Source organism: Legionella bozemanae (assembly GCF_001648595.1).
Lineage (GTDB): Bacteria > Pseudomonadota > Gammaproteobacteria > Legionellales > Legionellaceae > Legionella > Legionella bozemanae.
The window spans coordinates 33,289-53,012 of the sequence record NZ_LBAW01000001.1 but is presented as its reverse complement, the minus strand read 5'-3'; the positions used below and the strand labels follow the sequence as shown (position 1 = coordinate 53,012).

Here is a 19,724-nt window from a genome sequence, read left to right as displayed (position 1 = left end):
GCTTAAAATTAAGTATAGCTGCTTTTATAATAATCTCCAGGGTAGGTTTGCGCTAATAAATAAAGTAATTATTTTCAGTAAAATCATGATGATAAAAGGCGAAAAATCAAAACCAGAAATGTCCGGAACAATCTTTCTACCGAGTTTTAACAAGGGCTCTGTTAGCAAACGTAAGAAATCAGCAATTGGACCTTGCCACTCTGGATTGATAAAACTCATAACAACACGGATAAGTATGGCAAAAAACAAAATATCACAAGGCTGGATGATTAAGTCGGCAATTATATAAATGAATATGAATATAATAGGAATTAGTCCATTTAAGATAAGAAGGCTGAAGAAGATAATTTTTAATAGCTCAACCAAAACCAAGGTGATAATAGCCGGGATATCATATTTTTGTCCCGGCTTATAAGGTTGTTTTGATATCAGTTGAATTGGATTTACTATAGGGTTGGTTATTTTATGAATAAGCTGGCTTACCGGATGAAGTGCACTGACGCGTAAATAGCGTAGCGCGATGCGTAGCCATAAACTAAAAATAATAAGTGAAAAAAATAAAGAAACAATAAAAAGTGTTACGGCGATAAGACCAGACATATTTTCCCCTATCCTGCATACCTACAACTGATTTATTAGGATTATATCGCGTCGCTTTGTTTTTGTCGCTCACCAAATAATGCCCGTCCAACACGCACTATAGTAGCGCCTGCCTTAATTGCGGAGACTAAATCATCACTCATGCCCATAGATAATGTGTCCATATTGAGCCGAAGTTCCTGATTTAGTGCATGCATCAGTTGATTGAGTTGCATAAATAAATCATATTGAGTTTGTTTATCTTGTTGGGGAGGAGGGATAGTCATCAAACCTCTTAGCTTGAGGTGTGGAAGTTGACTGGCTGTCAAAGCTAATTCAGCAGCATCTTCAGGAGGAATTCCTGATTTTGTTTTTTCATCTACTAAATTAATTTGTAAACAGATGTTGAGCGGATCTAAATGAGGTGGGCGATATTTATTAAGATGCTGGGCGATTTTCAAGCGGCTAACACTGTGAACCCAGTGAAATGAGGTGGCAATCCCTTTGGTTTTATTGCTTTGAATGGGGCCAATGAAATGCCAACATATGGGCATGTTTCTTAATGCATTTATTTTTTGTTGGGCTTCCTGAAAATAACTTTCTCCAAAATGGGTCACTCCAAGATGAAATAATTGGCTAATCGCCTCAATGCTTTGTTGTTTGCTGACAGCAAGTAATAGAACACTCCCTGGTTTTCTGTCAAAATCCAGTTCAGATTGCTTAATTAGTTGTTTTATTTGATGTAGATTTTGCTGAAGATTCATAATCATTTAAGTATGTTTGCGAACCTTAACAATAGCAAAAGAAACAATGTTTGCCGAGTATCACTTCGTGCGCTAAGCTAGTAGCATCATATTTTATAGGTAGACTGGTATTAATAGTTCAGCCTATCATCAGATAATAATCAGGACGAATTAAGCAATGGATATAGCAGAACTATTAGCATTTTCCGTAAAAAATAAATCATCAGATTTACATCTTTCTGCAGGATTACCCCCTATGATTCGCGTGGATGGTGATTTGCGCAAAATTAATTTACCTGCCATGGAACATAAAGAGGTGATAAAAATCATCTATGATGTGATGAATGATCGGCAAAGGAAAGAATTTGAAGAGTTTTTGGAAACCGATTTTTCTTTTGAAATAACTAATCTAGCCCGTTTTAGGGTGAATGTCTTTAATCAGTTGCGTGGAGCTGCAGCTGTTTTCCGTACTATACCTTCTGAAATTTTAAGTATGAGTGACTTAGAATTACCTGCTATTTTTGAAGAAATGGCCAGTTATCCTAAGGGGTTAGTGCTCATTACTGGTCCAACAGGATCAGGGAAAAGCACAACTTTGGCAGCCATGATCGATTACATTAACTCAAGTCGTTATGATCACATTTTAACTGTGGAGGATCCCATAGAGTTTGTGCATCAAAGTAAAAAATGCTTATTGAATCAACGCGAGGTTCATCGCGATACACTTAATTTTAATGCTGCTTTGCGTTCCGCATTGCGTGAGGATCCTGATGTGATTTTGGTAGGTGAGTTACGCGATCTGGAAACGATCCGTTTAGCAATGACCGCTGCAGAAACCGGACATTTGGTATTTGGTACCTTACATACTAATTCTGCAACCAAAACCGTCAATAGGATTATTGATGTGTTTCCGGCTGAGGAAAAAGCTATGGTGCGTTCAATGCTGTCTGAATCACTGCAAGCTGTAGTAGCGCAAACTTTATTGAAAAAAAGTGGGGGTGGGCGAGTTGCCGCTTTGGAAATTATGATTTGCACCAGTGCGATACGAAATTTAATTCGTGAAGATAAAGTGGCACAAATGTATTCCTCCATCCAAACAGGTCAGGCTAAAGGCATGCAAACTTTGGATCAGCATTTAACTGAGCTGGTGAAAAAGAATATTATTTCATCCCATACAGCACGCGATATAGCACTTGATAAATCGTTATTTTAATTATTGATTCACTGCAAAACCAAGGGTTTCTTAAACGATTGGGCACATTTTGTAATATCATTGCTGGACTTTTCAGCCCAGCCGTTTTGGGTTCCAATATTTTTCTTAAATTGACCTCAATGGCAGGAGTACTTATGCATTTTTTTGTAATTCAATTAATTGAGGAATACCCATTTCAGCAAGTGCAAGCATGCTGTTTAATTCATCACGATTAAAATGCTTGTCTTCGGCAGTGCCTTGAATTTCGATGAAATGTCCTGCTTCATTCATAACTATATTCATGTCAGTTTCGGCAAGTACATCTTCAGCATAATCCAAGTCAAGTACGGCTTGGCCTCGATATATTCCTACAGAAACTGCAGCGATGTAATGAAATACAGGCATTTTACGTATTTTTTCTCGCTCTACCATCCAGTTTATTGCATCTCTCATCGCGACACAGGCACCTGTAATAGCTGCTGTTCTTGTACCCCCGTCAGCCTGAATGACATCACAGTCTAGCGTTATCGTATTTTCACCCAGAAATTTTAAATCAACACAAGCTCTTAGCGAGCGGCCAATGAGGCGTTGGATTTCCATGGTTCTGCCGCCTTGCTTACCTTTACTTGCTTCCCGCTCAGTACGACTGTGTGTTGCGCGCGGGAGCATACCGTATTCAGCAGTTACCCAACCTTGATTTTTTCCTTTAATAAAACGGGGAACTCCGTCGGTTACTGATGCATTACACAATACCTTAGTTTGTCCAAATTCAACAAGAACTGAGCCCTCAGCATGTTTTGTATAGTTTCTGGTTAATTTAACAGAACGTAATTGATTGGCTTCACGGTTACTTGGGCGCATTAGATAATCCTCGATAAAAATAAGAATTATAACGCTTAACTTCCCATGTTGCATCCTAAAGTATGAGGGACGTGATAAAAACACATAATCATCGTTTTTATTATCGATATGCTCATGGTGTGCTCGGAAAAAATGATATGTTGCGCTCTTGATGTGAATCTCCAAACATATGGTTTTAATTTGGAGCAAAAAAATTCTTTAAGTCCATGTTGACTAATAATGACTCATCATGGTAGCTTGAACTTTAACTTAAAAAAAGCCTTCATTATGAACAATCGTAGTTATGAAAACAGCGTGGCATTATCTGCAGGTTTGCCTGCAAGCACGCTATTAGTCTGCGATTTAGTTTCCTTACACAATATTTCTTCTTTAGTGATTCTTTTCTTACCTTCCTTTCCCTAGGGCGGTCATTTGTCATTATCCGTGCCTCTCTAGGGAGAAGCACTCAGCGGGTAATGAATTCATTTGACTTAACTATCGGAGCATCATTATGATTCAAGCAAAATTTGAGGCACGTAAAGAAGAGGCATACCCAAAAGAAAAGAAAAACAATCTAAGTATATTCCAAAGCATTATCTCAGGAAGTATTACTGGCGCTTTCGAAGTGTTTGTTGACCATCCTTTGTGGTCAATAAAAACACGAATGCAAAAAGGAGATCCTTTTACGCTAAATCCGCAAGTATTGTATCGAGGTATATTGCCGAATGCAGCAAGTATGATTCCAATAACTGCAGTGCAAGTAGGTTTGAATTGTTTTTTTCAAAAATGGTTTCTGGGAAATAAGTATGAATTGTCTGATGCTCAAAAGCTAACGAGCGCATTCGCTGCCGGGGTTGGTTCTGCTTTGATAAGCTGTCCAACTGAAATGATAATGACGCATCCAAAAACAGGTTTTTTCTCAACAGGATCAAATCTGGTGAGGCAAAGAGGCTGGTCTCGTCTTTATACAGGACTGATGGCAACGATGCTGAGGGAAGGGCTATTTTCTACATTTTTTCTAGCAGTGACTCCCACATTGAAAGTAAGAATAAAAGAGTATTATCCCAATGATTATGCTGCTTCTCTGCTTGCAGGAATGCTGGCTGGAGTAGGAGCAACATTGGTTTCTCAAAAATTTGATGTAGTGAAAACAGCTCAGCAGTCTTCAATTAATGAGAACTCAGCCGGTTTTTTCAAAACGGTTCAAAAGCTCTATACAACACAGGGTGTTTATGGATTTTTTAAAGGAGGATTTCCTCGAGGCCTCAGAGTGATGTCTGCAGTAACCCTTATGAGTTGGATGAATGAAAGGATGGATGAGCTTTTGTCCCAAAATCAGCAAAAGACATCAATCTCTTCACCAAATAAGCAATTATAAAATAAGTCATTATTTAGTCTCGGGTTAAAGAGTTAACTCGGGATAAAATAGGTGATTTGCATTAGAGCTTTCATGAAATTATTGTATCTATGTATTTAATTAAATATCAAAATGGTGTAATATTGCTCACTTAGCCTCGTGATCTGATTAACAATTTCAGTCAGATTGTCTCTGTCCAATTGCTTTAAATTGGAGTATATTCGCGCAAGGTAGTTTTTTTCATTGGTATCTATATGCTTCAAAGTATGACGGCTTTCTCGCGTGTGCAAAAGCAAATCGAAGAAGGTCATTTTTGTTGGGAAATAAAGTCTGTTAACCATCGCTATTTAGATGTTTCATTTCGTTTGCCTGAATCGTTCCGATTTATAGAGCAACAATTGCGTCATTTGCTGCGGGGTAAGATCAATCGCGGAAAATTGGAGTGTCAGCTGAAATATCAAGACACAAGTGCTAATAATCAGTCTATGCTTATAAATATAGGCATGGTAAATGCATTAGTGAATTTAAGTGAGAAACTTGCTGAGTCACACCATTTGCCGAATGATTTAGGTGTTAGTCGCGTCCTATCCTGGCCTGGCGTGATGCAAGCAAGTATGCCCGATGTGGAGGTGTTAGGAGAGCATGCACTTTCCTTGTTTAATGAGGCAGTCGAGCAGCTACGTCAAATGCGTACCACAGAAGGGAGCGCATTGAAAGCACATGTGGAAGGACGATTAAATGAATTAGGTCAAGAAATTAAGAAAGCTCGATCTATAGTATTAATGCAAACGGAACAAGTGAAAGACAAGTTATTGACCCGATTGCACTCTGTGAAACTTGAAGTTCAGGAGTCGCGTGTAGAGCAGGAAATTGCTTTGATTTTGACGCGTATTGATGTGAGCGAGGAATTAGATAGGTTACAGACTCATCTTGATGAAGTGAATCGGACACTAAATTGCGATAAAATAGCAGGCAGGCGTCTTGATTTTTTGATGCAAGAATTAAATAGGGAGGCGAATACGCTAAGCTCAAAGTCTGACTCTGTGGAATTGACTCAGAGTGCAGTGGAAATGAAAGTTTTAATTGAGCAAATGCGTGAGCAAATTCAAAACATTGAGTGAGTATTATTGTGGGTGATTATTCGGGTAATTTGTTTATTGTTGCAGCACCTTCTGGGGGAGGTAAAACAAGTTTAGTAAAAAAGTTAATTGAAACTCTTGATGATATTGAAGTATCTATTTCGCATACAACACGAATGATGCGACCTGGGGAACAGCATGGAGTGGATTACTTTTTTATTGATGAAGAAGAATTTATACATATGATTAATGATTGTGCTTTTTTAGAGCATGCCCGAGTCTTTAATCATTTATATGGAACATCGATGGAGCAAATTACTAACCGTTTGCAAAATGGCATCGATGTAATTCTGGATATAGACTGGCAAGGAGCAGAGCAGATTAGGCGTTCCTTTCCGGATGCGGTGAGTATCTTTATTATACCGCCGTCGTTGGATGCCTTAAAACAACGGTTATTGAATAGACGACAGGACAAGGATGAAGTGATTAGTGACCGGATGAAAAAAGCCCAGGATGAGTTGAGTCATTATCCTGAGTTTGATTATTTAATCGTTAATGATAATTTTGAAAAAGCAGCGATGGAGTTGGGTGCAATTGTGATTGCAAACCGTTTACGTATTGAGCGGCAGATAAATAAACAATCAAAATTGCTTTCTTTCCTGTTATCATCGCAGTAAAATGCAGGGTTTTGCTACTGGAGAATGAATTATGGCGCGAGTTACAGTTGAAGATTGTTTAAAGAACGTTGCAAATCGATTTGAACTGGTTATGGTAGCCACTAAACGTGCGCGTCAAATTGCAGTTCGAGGAGATCAGCCTATGGTTGAATGGGAAAATGATAAACCTACGGTAGTGGCTTTGCGTGAAATAGCAGAAGGATTAATTACGCCAGAAATTTTGGATAAAGAATAATTTTTTGGATGGGTCTTTGTTCAATCGTTGTAAACAGAGACCCCAGGAAAAATATTCAAGTAGCTTGGGTAAAGTGAAATGGTTCCCCAAGTTTTGAGTGACTAAAATTCCCAGATTCGTTTCACTTCACCCAAGCTACGAATCATAAAGGATTGTGATTTATATGGGACACCTTAAATAGGGTGAATTATGGGTATAGGGGTATGGTCATGTTAGATACTAGGGAGTACTGCGTGAGCTACTTTAAGGAGCTCGATGAAGAGCTGAAATGCTATCTTGAGCAGTCGCAAATAGAGAAATGTTACCAAGCCTATCTGGTTGCTGAAAAAGCGCATCAAGGGCAGATGCGGCGTTCTGGCGAGCCTTATATTACTCATCCTGTTGCAGCAGCGTTGATTCTTGCCCGAATGCGGCTGGATTATCAAACAATTATGGCTACTTTGCTTCATGATGTGGTTGAAGATACCTCCGTGAGCAAAGATGATTTAACACGCCAATTCGGCGAAGAAATTACCTCCCTCGTGGATGGTGTGACCAAACTGACTAAAATCAAATTTGAATCAAAGGCAGAGGCTCAGGCGGAAAATTTCCGTAAAATGGTCTTGGCCATGGTTAAAGATATTCGTGTAATTATTGTTAAGCTAGCCGATCGTTTGCATAATATGAAGACCCTAGGTGCAATGCCTTATGCAAAACGCAGACGTATAGCCATAGAAACTCTGGAAATTTATGCCCCAATTGCAAATCGTTTGGGGATGCATTCGATTTATGTAGGGCTTGAGGATTTAGGATTCCAGGCTCTATATCCTATGCGCTACAGAGCCATTAAATCAGCAGTTGAAAAATCTCGTGGTAATCGACGTGAATTGACCCAGACAATTGAACGTGATTTGCAACTGGCTTTAGCGCAATTAAATATTCCTTATGAACAAGTGTTCGGTAGACAAAAGCATTTATACAGTATTTATAAAAAGATGCGCCAGAAAAAAGCCTCATTTACCGAGATTACTGATGTTTTTGCTTTTCGTGTGATTACTGAAGATATTGATTCTTGTTACCGTATTTTAGGTGCTTTACATTGTACCTATAAACCTGTTCCTCAACGCTTTAAAGATTATATTGGCATACCTAAGGCGAATGGATATCAATCCCTGCATACCACTTTGTTCGGGCCTTTTGGGGTTCCTCTCGAAGTGCAAATTCGTACTCGTGACATGGATAAGGTTGCTGACAATGGGGTAGCTGCGCATTGGATTTATAAATCGTCCGGCCTTGAAGTAAATGAAGCGCAGTTGCGTGCAAGAGAATGGGTGCAAAGTCTGTTGGAAATGCAACGGAGTACTGGAAGTTCGTTAGAGTTTATTGAGAACGTCAAAATCGATTTATTTCCAGATGAAGTATATGTTTTTACTCCTAAAGGCCATATTATGGAATTACCCAAAGGAGCTACGCCGGTTGATTTTGCCTATTCAGTTCACTCAGGAGTGGGTAATAGTTGTGTGGCGGCGAAAGTAAATAGAAAACTGGTGCCGTTAAGTATTCCTTTGTCTAATGGGCAAACGGTTGAGATTATTACGGCACAAGGTGCTCATCCCAACCCGACTTGGTTAAATTTTGTAGTTACTGGAAAAGCGCGTTCTAATATCCGTCATTTTCTGAAGAGTCAACAAAATACAGAATCAATTAGTTTAGGAAAACGCCTTCTCGAGCAGTCATTAAACGAACTATCTAGTGATTATGCAAAAATTCCACCAGAATCCATACACGCATTATTAAGTGATTTACATTATAAAACGATGGATGATTTGCTCTATGCGATTGGTATAGGCAATCAAATGGCAATGGTAATTGCCAAAAGATTGGTAGTAAGTCAAGACTCTAATGAACTGGATAAAGGAGTTAAAACACGTCCCTTGGCAATTAAAGGAACGGAAGGAATGGTGGTTCATTTTGGTGAATGTTGTCAGCCTATTCCTGGCGATAATATTGTTGGAAAATTCCAACAGGGTCGAGGAATTATTGTTCATAGCAGTGATTGTACCACTTTAAAAAATTCACGAACTAATCCAGAGCAATTTGTTGCCTTACGTTGGGATGAGAAGGTTGAAGGTGAATACTGGGTTGATATTACAGTTGACGTAGTAAATGAGCGTGGTGTGTTAGCTGCTCTGGCAACTGCTATTGCAGAAGCAGGATCCAATATAGGTAATATCAATGTGGATCCGCGAGATGGACGACATAATGCAGTTACATTCTCAATTAGTGTTATTGATAGAACGCATTTGGCTCGTGTAATGCGTAGGTTACGGGCAAATAAAGTGGTGATGCGTCTTTATAGAAAAAAACAAGGGGATAATTAATGCAACCGGTAAATACAAAATTGGCTCCAGAAGCTATTGGAACTTATTCACAAGCCATTAAGTGTGGGGATACAGTTTATCTTTCAGGACAAATACCACTTGATCCTGTAACGATGGAAGTATGCAGCGAAGATATTAAATTGCAAATCACCCAGGTTTTAGAAAACCTGTCGGCAGTTTGTGAGGCTGCAGGTGGTAGTTTGGCACATATAGTGAAATTAAATGTTTATCTTACGGATTTGCGTCATTTTCCTTTAATTAATGAAGCAATGAGTCGTTATTTTGCATCACCATATCCAGCAAGGGCAGCGATAGAAGTCTCTGCATTGCCACGTGGTGTTCAGGTTGAGATGGATGGTATAATGGTTTTATCTTCGAAGTAATTTATTGGAAAGTAGCCTGGGTACATAGAAAAGGTATGGCCTGGGTTTATTAGTTTGCAATCTTCAGGGCTTCACCTCGCTGCACTCAGGCTACACATTTATAATCAGAGTTTATTTATGAGTATTATTTCCCTTCATGGCGTCTCTCTCAATATTGCAGGTAATCAGTTATTAGATAATGCTGATTGGCAGATCCAATCTCATGATCGTATTGCATTAGTTGGACGAAATGGGGCAGGTAAATCCACTTTGCTTAAGCTCTTATTGGGAGATTTGGTTCCTGATAGTGGTCAAATCAATCAGCTTTCTGGATTACGAGTTGCTGGATTGACTCAGGAGGTTCCAATTACTGAAGAAGAATCTGTCTATCATTTCCTCGTGAAAAGCCTTGGCGAAGTAGGGGAGATTTTATCGCGTTTTAATGAATTATCTCAATTGGGTGACACGGATAAATTAGCTTTGTGCCAGCAACAAATGGATAATTTACATGCTTGGGATAAATTGCCGCAAATTGAAACTATGGCCAGTCGTTTAGGTATAGCTACTAATGAGCGCATGAATAACTTGTCAGGTGGGATGAAACGGCGTGTGCTTCTGGGGGCGGCACTCATCGCAACTCCAGATTTATTACTATTGGATGAGCCTACAAACCATTTGGATATTGAAGCGATTGAATGGTTGGAGGCTTATTTAAAGAGTTTCAAAGGAGCTGTCCTTTTGGTGACTCATGATAGAGAGTTTTTAAGTCAAGTATCCAACCGGATATTAGAAATTGATAGAGGAAAACTATACCAACACGATTGTAACTATGAAACTTATCTGGACAGAAGGGAAACCATTCGTCTTAGCGAGCAAAAGCAAAATGATTTATTTGATAAAAAGCTGGCAGAGGAAGAGGCATGGATCCGTACAGGAATCAAAGCGCGACGAACACGTAATGAAGGACGGGTGCGCGCATTAAAGGCAATGCGTGAAGAATATAAGGCACGCCGCAATCAATTGGGTAAGGTCAAATCATTCTCTCTCGATGTAACTCGTTCAGGTGCAGTGGTTATCGAGGCAAACCAAGTGAACTATAACTTGGGAAATAAAACAATTTTACGTGATTTTTCCTTACTGTTAACTCGCGGGGATAAGCTTGGAATAATCGGTCCTAATGGATGTGGTAAAACGACTCTGGTCCGGCTATTGCTCGGGGAATTACAGCCAGACTCTGGACAAATAAAGCGTGGCACTTCTTTGAGTGTCGCTTATTTTGATCAATTGCGTCGTCATTTGCAGGAAGATCAAACAGTTATGTTTAATGTGGGTGATGGTGCGGATTATGTAACAATTAATGGCAAACAAAAACATGTTGCCAGTTATTTGCGTGAATTTTTATTTTCACCCGAGCGTTTTAATCAACCGGTTTCAGTGCTTTCTGGTGGAGAAAGAAACAGATTATTATTAGCCAAATTGTTTGCCAAACCAGTAAACCTGTTAGTAATGGACGAGCCTACCAATGATTTGGATATTGAAACTTTGGAGCTCCTTGAAAGCATGTTAGTTGACTATCCTGGAACTTTAATATTAATTAGCCATGATAGAGCATTTATTAATCAAGTCGTTACCAGTGTTCTGGTTTATGAAGAAGCAGGGCAGTTTAATGAATTTGTGGGTGGTTATGATGAATATAAAATGCATAAAAAACAACAACAGCGAGAGCAAGTAGTAAAAACACCTGTTGTGAAACGAAATCCTGCAACAAACAAATTAAGTTTTAATGAGCAACGTGAACTGGCGCAGTTGCCACAAAAAATTGAACAGCTAGAAGCAAAAATAGCCGAATTACAATTACAAATGACTGAACCCAAATTTTACCAACAGGATGCCCAACTGATTACAAAGATTAATCAAGGTCTGGCTGAAGATGAGGATTTACTGACACGACTTTATGCGCGGTGGGAAGTATTAGAAGATGTTGAGAAAAGGAACAAATAAATGTTATTAACACTGGCTTGGGTTGTTCTTTTGAGTGCGATTCTGGTTTTCTTTTCAGAGGAATTTATTAAAGCCTTTAACAAGTTCTTTGCCATAAAAGGAGCTAAATTGCTTGTACCGCTATTTGCTGCTTCTTGGCTAATTTATACGTTTACCTTTTGGTGCTTATGGGCAATTTTTTATGTGCGTGAAATATTGTATGAAGTAGAGAATTTTTTAGTGGGCATTATGCCTTTTCAGAAAATCGCGGTTCCAGTTGTACTAATATTCATGTTGACTTTTCTTTCCGTTGTTCCAGTTCTTATTCTTGATATTCTTTCACGAAGAAAAAAATACAAAGGATATCAGTACCCTTATGTAACCAGTGGAATAATTTGGTTACTATCTGTTTTCTTGTTGGTCATTGTATAGGCTTTCTGTAAAGAAATGTAATTTTTATGTAAAGACTTATTTTTTTGTTAATAAAACCTTAAGTTTTCTTTTTTATACTTCTTCGCGACAAGTGTGGAATTTAATAAAAATCAAAAGGAGACTAAAGTGGAATTTAGCAGCAAACAACATCATCATGATCATGTTACTCATGGTGCCCATCAGCATGGCCATAATCCTCAATATTCCTTATATCCTCATGTTGAGGTGACGCCTTTTCGTAACCCCCATGTTGAGGTAACGCCCCGTAAACCGCATGTGGAGGTCCGTACTACTTCTCGCGTACATAATGGTTATCATCACCATCATCATCACAGTTATTCTTCGACTGGCCGTGGTGGACGTGTCTTATTGGTTGGATTTTTTATCCTTTTGCCCATTGTGGTTGTTGCTGCAATACTGAGTTCAACGCTAGGCGCGATGAGTTTAACTACTGCATCGCTAACTACTGCTGGAGCCGGAGCTGCAGGTGCAATGGCTTTTAGTGCCGCGACTTTTGGAATCGGCGCACTTGTACTCTATGGTGCCCTGGGTTTAGCATATTTATATTCTAGCGCTAAAGAATGCTATAGCAGCGACAAAAACGTGTTCGATGTGATTAAATCACGTGTTGTAAATGAAGATGGATTGAGCTTTAAAGGGGTTATGAAAACCATAGGCTCTGTATTGTGGTCTCCATTTTTATTCCTTGGTGGTTTGTCGGGTATGGCAGTTAAAGCGACTGTGAATGCTTGTGTTTCAACCCGTTCAGTGCCCCCTACAGTTGAAAGTGTGCAAATAACACAATCCTATATAATGATGAGCAACAATGATTTACAATCCAAGAGTAGTCATAACACGCGGAAAGATGTACCACCCGTCCATACTGAATTATATAGTAAAATTCCAGAAGGCGGTGAAAAAGAGCATCATCTGTTAGACTCTCAGGTTACTTTTCCTATCACTATATAGTTCTCATTAGTAGCGGCTTATGCTGCTGTTTGTGGTGGATTTTTTCAACAGTTTTTTGGGTTCTTTATTATAGAACCCAAAAAACAATGAGTATTCTAAATAATTAAAATCTTTGAAATTTAATTCTCTTTGCATTGTTTACATACTCAGCAAATAGGGAGTTCTCCTGGGCTGTATCCGCTTTTTCTTCCAAAATAGCCTATAATTTAATCAAGATGCTTTTTGGGAAGTTCTCATATGGTTTCTAATCGATCGGAAATTCCAAGACATACTGCAGAAATTGTTACTTCAATGTGGCACGAGCTCAATGAAGCAGAACGAACCCTTATGGAGGGAAGGCTGGAGCAATGGTTTGCAGATATAGAAAAAAGCAATGATCCCAACAATAGTGAAACAACTCCCTATTTAGCTACTCAATTTCTTTCCCGTTTTGGATTAAAAAATGCTGCAGAGGTGTTTTATTTTCTTAAAACAGCTGGAGGGAAAGAAACAGTTACTATGATAGCCCGAGAACTGATGGAAAAAGAGGAGCAAATTCATGCGATTAGAGAACAAAATGAAGAAGCAATCCGGAAGCGACAACATAGAGTTTTTCTTCTTATGGGACTAATTGCAGAACGGGACGCTTTAGCGAAAAATGTGGATCAACTTTTTAGACTCGAAATTGAAAAGCATCTTGCAAAGGATAAACATATTGAGCATAAAGAAACAATTTTTACCCGTCTTCCCATAGAAATTATAGAGGCTATGATTTACAACTACCTCGAGACAGTTCATGCTCTAGATGTAGAACTGAATAAATTGGAGGAACAATTAAGTCAGATTGAAAAAGAATTGATTGCTCTTGAAGAGGAAGAAGCACAGATGGCGGTCTATCATGAGGAGCTTCATACACATTTCGATATATTGGATACGTACTTAACATTGCCTATTTTGAGTCATCCTTATGAAGATCCTGTTGCTTTTGCTGAACGAAGACGTTCTATTTTGATGCAAGATCTCGAAAGATATAGGGAACAAGAGATACTACATAGCAATACACTTTTCGATAATCCTAAAGTTCAAGAAATGGAGCAGCGCCGTATTAGTGGACACATCAGAACAATTGAACATGAACTCAATTTTCATCAAGCTCACTTAAGTCAAACTATCACAAATTATGAGGAATTATTTCGTTTAGCTCTAGAGCAAACGCGATCTAAAATACAAGAGCGTAAGTTGCAACAATCTTCTCCAGGACAATTTGACACTGAAATGGAAGGATTGCAATTACGGGAACAAGGATTGATTTCTGCATTAAAAGTTATGAGAAATAAGAAAATACTCCTTAATGAGCAATTGGAACAAGTTTTTGATTTTTCTCAGGCCCGTTTTATTGTCAAACATGAGGAGGCAAAATGCCTTATTCAAAAAGAAGATGGCTCATATGCTTTAATTCCTAAGGAGGTGGATCCTAAAACATTGACTCAAGAGCAATGGGAGGAAGCTAAACGTAATTTTAATCAAGAGAAAGAACGTATTCAAACTCCTCGCTTCAATTTTATGGAAAAGATACAAGAAAATTTGCAGAAACAAATTCAACGCAAAGAGCAGCACCTCAGCCTAAGAGAAATATTGCAAGTTCAAAGATCTGAAATGCAACACGCCAGAGAAAAAATGGTAGAAACCTTAAGCGTTGCTCAAGCTAGAAAAGCAACATTATTGAGCAATAATCCTCGTTTGTCGGAAAGGCCTTCTCCAAAACCTGATCCTCATGCAAGCTATACGCAAATGATAGAAAAATTTGAATCTTTGGTATTAAAAGCTCCAAAAAAAGAAGATATCGAAAAAGTTCGAGATGTTGTCAAAAATTCATCAATATCACCTGAGAGCAAAGGAAAGCTTGATAAATTAATTGAAGAAGTCACTCCAGAGAAGATTATGGAGCCGCAAAAACAAAGGCTTCAATGGTTATATAGCGCCAAACGAACAATAATGGATTCAGCACCCAGGTCCGAAGTCGATCCGACTAAAACAATGAAGTAACACGTTTAAGAATACTTCTCTTTAATTTCTGTCTCACATTGCGGCTATCCCCGCGGACAAGCCCTAAGCGATCCACACGAAATTTACCTCCCTACGTACCGCGCATAAAGCGCAGTACGTAGAAAGCTGAGTATATTTCATTTAAAAACATAAAATTACATTCAAATTTTGCGTGGCTCTCTCAGGGACAACCCCGCGAACAAGTCGTAGGGGGGGACGTCGAAGTAGAACTGGGCTGGTTTTGCAGCGATGTGTAGAAGATTCAGCTTTAATTTGTAGGCAATCTCTTATTCAATAGGGATGATGAATCATTGTATTCCGTGTATAATATCGGCAATTTATTTTCAGGTTGCTCTATGAATAAACAGGATTTTTACTTTGATTTACCTCCAGAATTAATTGCGCAGTATCCTTTGGCTCATCGCAGTGATTCGCGTCTTTTAATTTATAATCGTCAAAAAGATGAATATGGTCATTATCAGTTTCGCGAAATAGCTGATTTTTTAAATCCTGGCGATTTACTGGTTATGAATGATTCCAAAGTGATTCCTGCTCGACTTTATGGTCATAAAACTACTGGTGGAAAAGTTGAGCTATTAGTGGAGCGTATTACAGGCGAATTCACTTTTCTAGCTCATATTAAAGCCAGTAAAGCATTAAAGGCCGGGTCAATTATTAAGTTAGAACACAATAAAGAACTCGAAGTCCTTGATAGGAAAGATGATCTGTTTATATGTAAAGCAGATATCGACGTTTTGCAATTATTAAATGGAATAGGGCACATTCCATTACCCCCCTACATTACCCGAAATGATGAAATTTTGGATCAGGATCGTTACCAAACAGTCTATGCAAAATATGAAGGATCTGTCGCAGCTCCTACGGCTGGCTTACATTTCGATGAATCTGTATTGTCCAGCTTACATTCCAGAGGAGTTGCTGTAGCTTATCTTACTTTACATGTAGGAGCAGGAACATTCAGACCTGTTCGTTGTGATAATATCAAAGACCATAAAATGCATAGTGAGCAATTCACAATTAGTCCGGAATTATGTGCTGCAGTACACGCTACAAAGGCAGCGGGAAATCGAGTAATTGCAGTAGGTACAACTGCTTTGCGCAGTCTAGAGAGTGCAGCACAAAATGGAGTATTAACTGCATGCAGCAGGGATACAGACATCTTTATTTACCCAGGATATGAGTTTAAGATTTGCGATGGGTTAATGACTAATTTTCATTTGCCTGAGTCTACCTTGCTCATGCTGGTTTCAGCTTTTATCGGCCACAAACAAGCAATGAAGCTCTATCAAGAAGCAATCAAAAAAAGATACAGATTTTTTAGTTATGGTGACACCAGTTTATTGCTGTAAATCAGGAGATCAGGAATGTTGGCTGCAATACAGAATTTTATACCTGTTTTAACTTCAGAGGCAGGTTTATGTCTTACAATGGCAAATTGGCACGAAGTAAAGATAACCGCGGCATCCTATTCTTTAGAACATTTGTTATATAAACCAGGTCAGGCAGTCCTCGAAAAAATACCTGATTTAGCCCGTTACTTGGCTTGTCCCGGGAAAGTGGTCATTAATGCAATGTCACTTATAGCTAATAAGGAAAAAGTTTATGTGCTCAAATCACCCTATGATGGCTCTAGAGTTAAACTTACTTTAGAGAAATTAATCGATCTTGTCCATCAATTAAAACCTAATGCTATTATTTTACCTCAAAATATCCTGCGCGATTTTCCACAAATCTGGGATAATTGGGATGATGCAATTGTTCCATTTATTCATGTTCATGATTTGCAAAAATATGAGGTAGTTAAACCCCATGGGGTTTATTTTAATATTTTGGATGAGCTGAATTGGGAACAATTAGAGCAATGGTCTCATTTAGCACGTTATGTTATAGGACGTTTTGATCCTGAGTTAATTAACCGTTTGCATAATAAGGGAATAGAGTTTATTGAAACAGATGAGCCTGCCCAAGCAGCGGCTCAAGGAAAGGTTTACAGCCAGGCAGGAACCGTGGATTTAACTGATTCAAAAACACAGATGCAATTTGAAATGATTGATGGAGATTGCGCTTGCCCCACTTGTTCACAACAATTTACTCGGGCTTATCTGCATCATCTATTGCAACACACCCCCTTATTATGTCAGCGATTTTTAATTCAGCATAATGTGTTTCATGTGCAGAATTATTGTTCTTCTTGAAATATTTTTAATCTTATTCTTATAAACGGTCTTTCCCGCCTTCGTGGGAAAAACAGCCTATATTTTTAAATTCATGGTAGCGATCTGACCTCTCCCATAAATGGGAGAGAGGGATAATATTTGACAGTTTTTCCCATACACGATAGCATTACCAACAATTTGATGGCGCGGGGTGTCGTGATAAACGTCTGAGAAATACCCGTTGAACTTGATCTGGTTCGTACCAGCGTAAGAACGCCTTAAATCTGTATTCATTTTAAATTGATTGCTCCCTTAAAGAGTCTCATCTATTGGCTATTTTTAAGAATCATTGCTCTGAATACAGGTTCATTTCTTCAATTAGGCCTTCACTCGATATCTTTTGCCATCCTTTATTTTTTAATTAATACAAGGAGTCATGGCATGAGTGCGTTATCAACAAGAACAACTCTATTACTTAATTGGTATGCAAACCCTTATCATACCCCAATTTTTGTTGCCCATTCATTAGGGTATTACCAGCAAGAAAACATAAAACTTGCGATTTTGGAGCCTAGTGATCCTGGCGATGTTACTGAAATTGTGGGTATGGGGCATGTAGATTTTGGAGTTAAGGCTATGATTCATACCTTGGCTGCTCGCGCAAAAGGCTATCCTGTAACTTCAATTGGCACATTGCTGGACGAGCCACCAACAGGTCTTATTGCGCTTAAATCCAGTGGTATTAGCTCATTTCAAGATATTGTCGGCAAACGAGTAGGTTATATTGGCGAGTTTGGCAAAATCATTATCGATAATTTGGCAAAGTTAGCGGGTATTGAGCCCTCAAGTTATGAGACAGTGCGCATTGGTATGAATGTGACTGATGCGATTTGCCGCGATATTATCGACACAGGTATTGGTTTTATTAATTTTCAGAAAGTTGAATTAGAGCATTTACGTGGTGAAACTGTATTTCTGCGCCTGGATCAGCTTGCAGGCCTAGGTTGCTGCTGTTTTTGTTCCATTCAATTTATTGTGCCAGAACGGATGTTAAAGAATCCTGAAACCATTAAAGGATTTCTCAAAGCTACACAACGTGGAGCCGCCTTTACCACTGAAAATCCGGATGAAGCTTATGAACTTTTATGTCGTATGAAACCTCAATTACGAACCCCCATGTATCATACAATATTCATCCGCAGCTTACCTTTTTTCTCCCGTACGCTTTTAAATGTGGAACGTGATTGGAATAAAGTAGGACGATTTGGCAAACATTTAGGAGTAATTAATGAGTCTTTTGCGGTGAATGCGTGTTATACAAATGAGTTATTACCTAAGATGCCTCATTCTGATTTGGAGCCTATCGCGTGTTGCGTGGGTGAATAAAGATAAATCGCGGCCTAGGTGTTTGTAGCCTGGGTGCAATAGGGCTATTTTTGAGTGATTCTAATTAAATGAAAAATGCTGTTGTGGTAGGTGCTGGGATAATGGGATGTTTGTTGGCTTTGCGCTTACAAAACGAAGGCTGGCAAGTAACATTATTTGAAGCAGAAACTTCTTTCAATAATTGCAGCAATGCAGCAGCAGGACTTTTGGCTCCCCTGTCTGAGCTTGATAAGGCGGAGCAAGTGATTTTTAATTTGGGGATGGAATCGGTTGAAATATTATGGCCATCCATTCTCAATCAATTAGTAGAACCCGTATATTTTCGTCAACAAGGTAGTCTTGTAGTGCATCATCCACAAGATAAAGCAGAATGGCAGCAGTTTAGTGCCAGAATTGTTAATAAATTAAGTGATTCATGTTACCAGTTCCTCAATGATGATTTATTAAGTCAGCTTGAGCCAGAACTTCGTCAATTTAAACGAGCCTATTATTTCCCTAAAGAAGCACAGCTTGATAATCAGACTCTGTTGCCCGCACTTAAAAATCATCTTTGCAAGCAAGGTGTTATTTGCAGAGACCATACTTTTGTTTCTTCTGTCTATCCAGGAAGGGTAGAAGTAAGGAATGAATCATATCGATTTGATTGTGTTTTTGATTGCCGAGGCTTAGGGGCAAAAACCTCTTTTCCACATCTGCGTGGACTGCGTGGGGAACTTATTTGGTTGCATGCACCTGAAGTTCAGCTACAAAGACCTATTCGGCTCTTACACCCCAGGTATACCATTTATATTGCGCCACGCCCTGATTCTCATTATCTTATCGGTGCGAGTGAGTTGGAAACAGAGGATTGCAGCCCAATTTCGGTACGTACAACACTTGAATTATTAACTGCTGCATACTATGTGCATCGAGGTTTTGCCGAAGCACGAATCATTAAGACGGTGGCCCATTGTCGTCCGACTTTGGTACATCATCAACCCCGCATAAAATATGCGAAACAATTTATTGCTGTTAATGGACTTTATCGTCATGGATATTTAATTGCTCCGGCATTGGTAGAGGAAATTCTACGTGGATTAAACAGCAATCAACACGATATTTGTTATCCTGAGCTTTGGGAGGCTTATTCATGATTATTTATGTAAATGATAAACCATTAACGCTTGATACGTCCTGTACGCTGCAGGAAATGCTCGCACAAAGAGAAGGAATTGCGGCGCATGTAGCAATCGCAATTAATAATCAATTTGTTCCTAAATCCATGTTTTCTAGCACCATTTTGTGTGAAGGGGATCGTGTCGATCTGATTATACCAATGCAGGGAGGATAGC

19 protein-coding genes and 1 riboswitch are annotated in these 19,724 nt (G+C 38.9%); of the genes, 16 read left to right on the top strand and 3 right to left on the bottom strand.

The genetic code is table 11. From position 1 onward, the window contains the following. Nucleotides 1-24 precede the first annotated feature (24 nt). Together A8O27_RS01175 and A8O27_RS01170 are read right to left on the bottom strand one after the other, a co-directional pair. Nucleotides 25-600: a YggT family protein gene (locus A8O27_RS01175; protein ID WP_058460432.1), complete on the bottom strand. Its 576-nt coding sequence runs from the start codon at nucleotides 598-600 to the stop codon at nucleotides 25-27. A 41-nt stretch (nucleotides 601-641) separates the two neighbouring features. Next, complete coding sequence (locus tag A8O27_RS01170) at nucleotides 642-1,343, bottom strand: YggS family pyridoxal phosphate-dependent enzyme (RefSeq protein ID WP_058460572.1); 702 nt, start codon at nucleotides 1,341-1,343, stop codon at nucleotides 642-644. Between the two features lie 157 nt (nucleotides 1,344-1,500). Between A8O27_RS01170 and A8O27_RS01165 the strand changes: the two genes are divergently transcribed. Then, nucleotides 1,501-2,535, top strand: a complete 1,035-nt coding sequence (locus tag A8O27_RS01165) for a type IV pilus twitching motility protein PilT (protein ID WP_058460433.1) — start codon at nucleotides 1,501-1,503, stop codon at nucleotides 2,533-2,535. A gap of 132 nt (nucleotides 2,536-2,667) precedes the next feature. Here A8O27_RS01165 and rph read toward each other — a convergent pair whose 3' ends face one another. Continuing rightward, nucleotides 2,668-3,375, bottom strand: coding sequence for a ribonuclease PH (gene rph, locus A8O27_RS01160; RefSeq protein WP_058460434.1), 708 nt, complete (start codon nucleotides 3,373-3,375; stop codon nucleotides 2,668-2,670). A gap of 490 nt (nucleotides 3,376-3,865) precedes the next feature. Between rph and A8O27_RS01150 the strand changes: the two genes are divergently transcribed. The 15 genes from A8O27_RS01150 to thiS all read left to right on the top strand — a co-directional run bounded on the left by A8O27_RS01150 (nucleotide 3,866) and on the right by thiS (nucleotide 19,723). Next, nucleotides 3,866-4,732 carry an MC/SLC25 family protein gene (locus A8O27_RS01150; protein ID WP_058460436.1) on the top strand — a complete coding sequence of 289 codons (867 nt, stop codon included), beginning with the start codon at nucleotides 3,866-3,868 and terminating at the stop codon, nucleotides 4,730-4,732. Nucleotides 4,733-4,965: 233 nt separating this feature from the next. Continuing rightward, entirely contained in the window at nucleotides 4,966-5,832 is an 867-nt protein-coding gene (locus tag A8O27_RS01145; RefSeq protein ID WP_058460437.1) for a YicC/YloC family endoribonuclease, read from the top strand. Between the two features lie 5 nt (nucleotides 5,833-5,837). Further along, a complete protein-coding gene (gmk, locus tag A8O27_RS01140; protein WP_115684353.1) occupies nucleotides 5,838-6,467 on the top strand; it encodes a guanylate kinase in 630 nt (209 codons plus the stop codon). Nucleotides 6,468-6,498: 31 nt separating this feature from the next. Further along, entirely contained in the window at nucleotides 6,499-6,702 is a 204-nt protein-coding gene (gene rpoZ / locus A8O27_RS01135; RefSeq protein ID WP_010653170.1) for a DNA-directed RNA polymerase subunit omega, read from the top strand. Between the two features lie 233 nt (nucleotides 6,703-6,935). Next, the gene (gene spoT, locus A8O27_RS01130) at nucleotides 6,936-9,062 is read left to right on the top strand and encodes a bifunctional GTP diphosphokinase/guanosine-3',5'-bis pyrophosphate 3'-pyrophosphohydrolase (RefSeq protein WP_058460439.1); all 2,127 of its coding nucleotides are present in this window, start codon (nucleotides 6,936-6,938) and stop codon (nucleotides 9,060-9,062) included. Next, the gene (locus tag A8O27_RS01125; RefSeq protein ID WP_058460440.1) at nucleotides 9,062-9,445 is read left to right on the top strand and encodes a RidA family protein; all 384 of its coding nucleotides are present in this window, start codon (nucleotides 9,062-9,064) and stop codon (nucleotides 9,443-9,445) included. Before spoT ends, A8O27_RS01125 begins: the two co-directional genes overlap by 1 nt. A gap of 117 nt (nucleotides 9,446-9,562) precedes the next feature. Then, the gene (locus A8O27_RS01120; protein ID WP_058460441.1) at nucleotides 9,563-11,425 is read left to right on the top strand and encodes an ATP-binding cassette domain-containing protein; all 1,863 of its coding nucleotides are present in this window, start codon (nucleotides 9,563-9,565) and stop codon (nucleotides 11,423-11,425) included. Continuing rightward, nucleotides 11,426-11,836 (top strand): hypothetical protein, encoded by a 411-nt coding sequence (locus A8O27_RS01115; protein ID WP_058460442.1) that lies wholly within the window; start codon nucleotides 11,426-11,428, stop codon nucleotides 11,834-11,836. A gap of 126 nt (nucleotides 11,837-11,962) precedes the next feature. After that, nucleotides 11,963-12,805 (top strand): hypothetical protein, encoded by an 843-nt coding sequence (locus tag A8O27_RS01110; protein WP_058460443.1) that lies wholly within the window; start codon nucleotides 11,963-11,965, stop codon nucleotides 12,803-12,805. Between the two features lie 237 nt (nucleotides 12,806-13,042). Then, nucleotides 13,043-14,830, top strand: coding sequence for a hypothetical protein (locus A8O27_RS19265; protein ID WP_058460444.1), 1,788 nt, complete (start codon nucleotides 13,043-13,045; stop codon nucleotides 14,828-14,830). Nucleotides 14,831-15,186: 356 nt separating this feature from the next. Next, entirely contained in the window at nucleotides 15,187-16,200 is a 1,014-nt protein-coding gene (queA, locus tag A8O27_RS01100) for a tRNA preQ1(34) S-adenosylmethionine ribosyltransferase-isomerase QueA (protein WP_058460445.1), read from the top strand. A 15-nt stretch (nucleotides 16,201-16,215) separates the two neighbouring features. Then, nucleotides 16,216-17,046 carry a tRNA-guanine transglycosylase gene (locus A8O27_RS01095; RefSeq protein ID WP_058460446.1) on the top strand — a complete coding sequence of 277 codons (831 nt, stop codon included), beginning with the start codon at nucleotides 16,216-16,218 and terminating at the stop codon, nucleotides 17,044-17,046. Between the two features lie 158 nt (nucleotides 17,047-17,204). Then, nucleotides 17,205-17,298: riboswitch (TPP riboswitch) on the top strand. Nucleotides 17,299-17,448: 150 nt separating this feature from the next. Then, nucleotides 17,449-18,393, top strand: coding sequence for a 4-amino-5-hydroxymethyl-2-methylpyrimidine phosphate synthase (gene thi5, locus A8O27_RS01090; RefSeq protein ID WP_058460447.1), 945 nt, complete (start codon nucleotides 17,449-17,451; stop codon nucleotides 18,391-18,393). Nucleotides 18,394-18,461: 68 nt separating this feature from the next. Continuing rightward, nucleotides 18,462-19,526, top strand: coding sequence for an FAD-dependent oxidoreductase (locus tag A8O27_RS01085; RefSeq protein ID WP_058460448.1), 1,065 nt, complete (start codon nucleotides 18,462-18,464; stop codon nucleotides 19,524-19,526). Beyond that, a complete protein-coding gene (gene thiS, locus A8O27_RS01080; protein ID WP_058460449.1) occupies nucleotides 19,523-19,723 on the top strand; it encodes a sulfur carrier protein ThiS in 201 nt (66 codons plus the stop codon). The genes A8O27_RS01085 and thiS overlap by 4 nt, the downstream gene beginning before the upstream one ends. The last annotated feature ends 1 nt before the right edge of the window (nucleotide 19,724 follow it).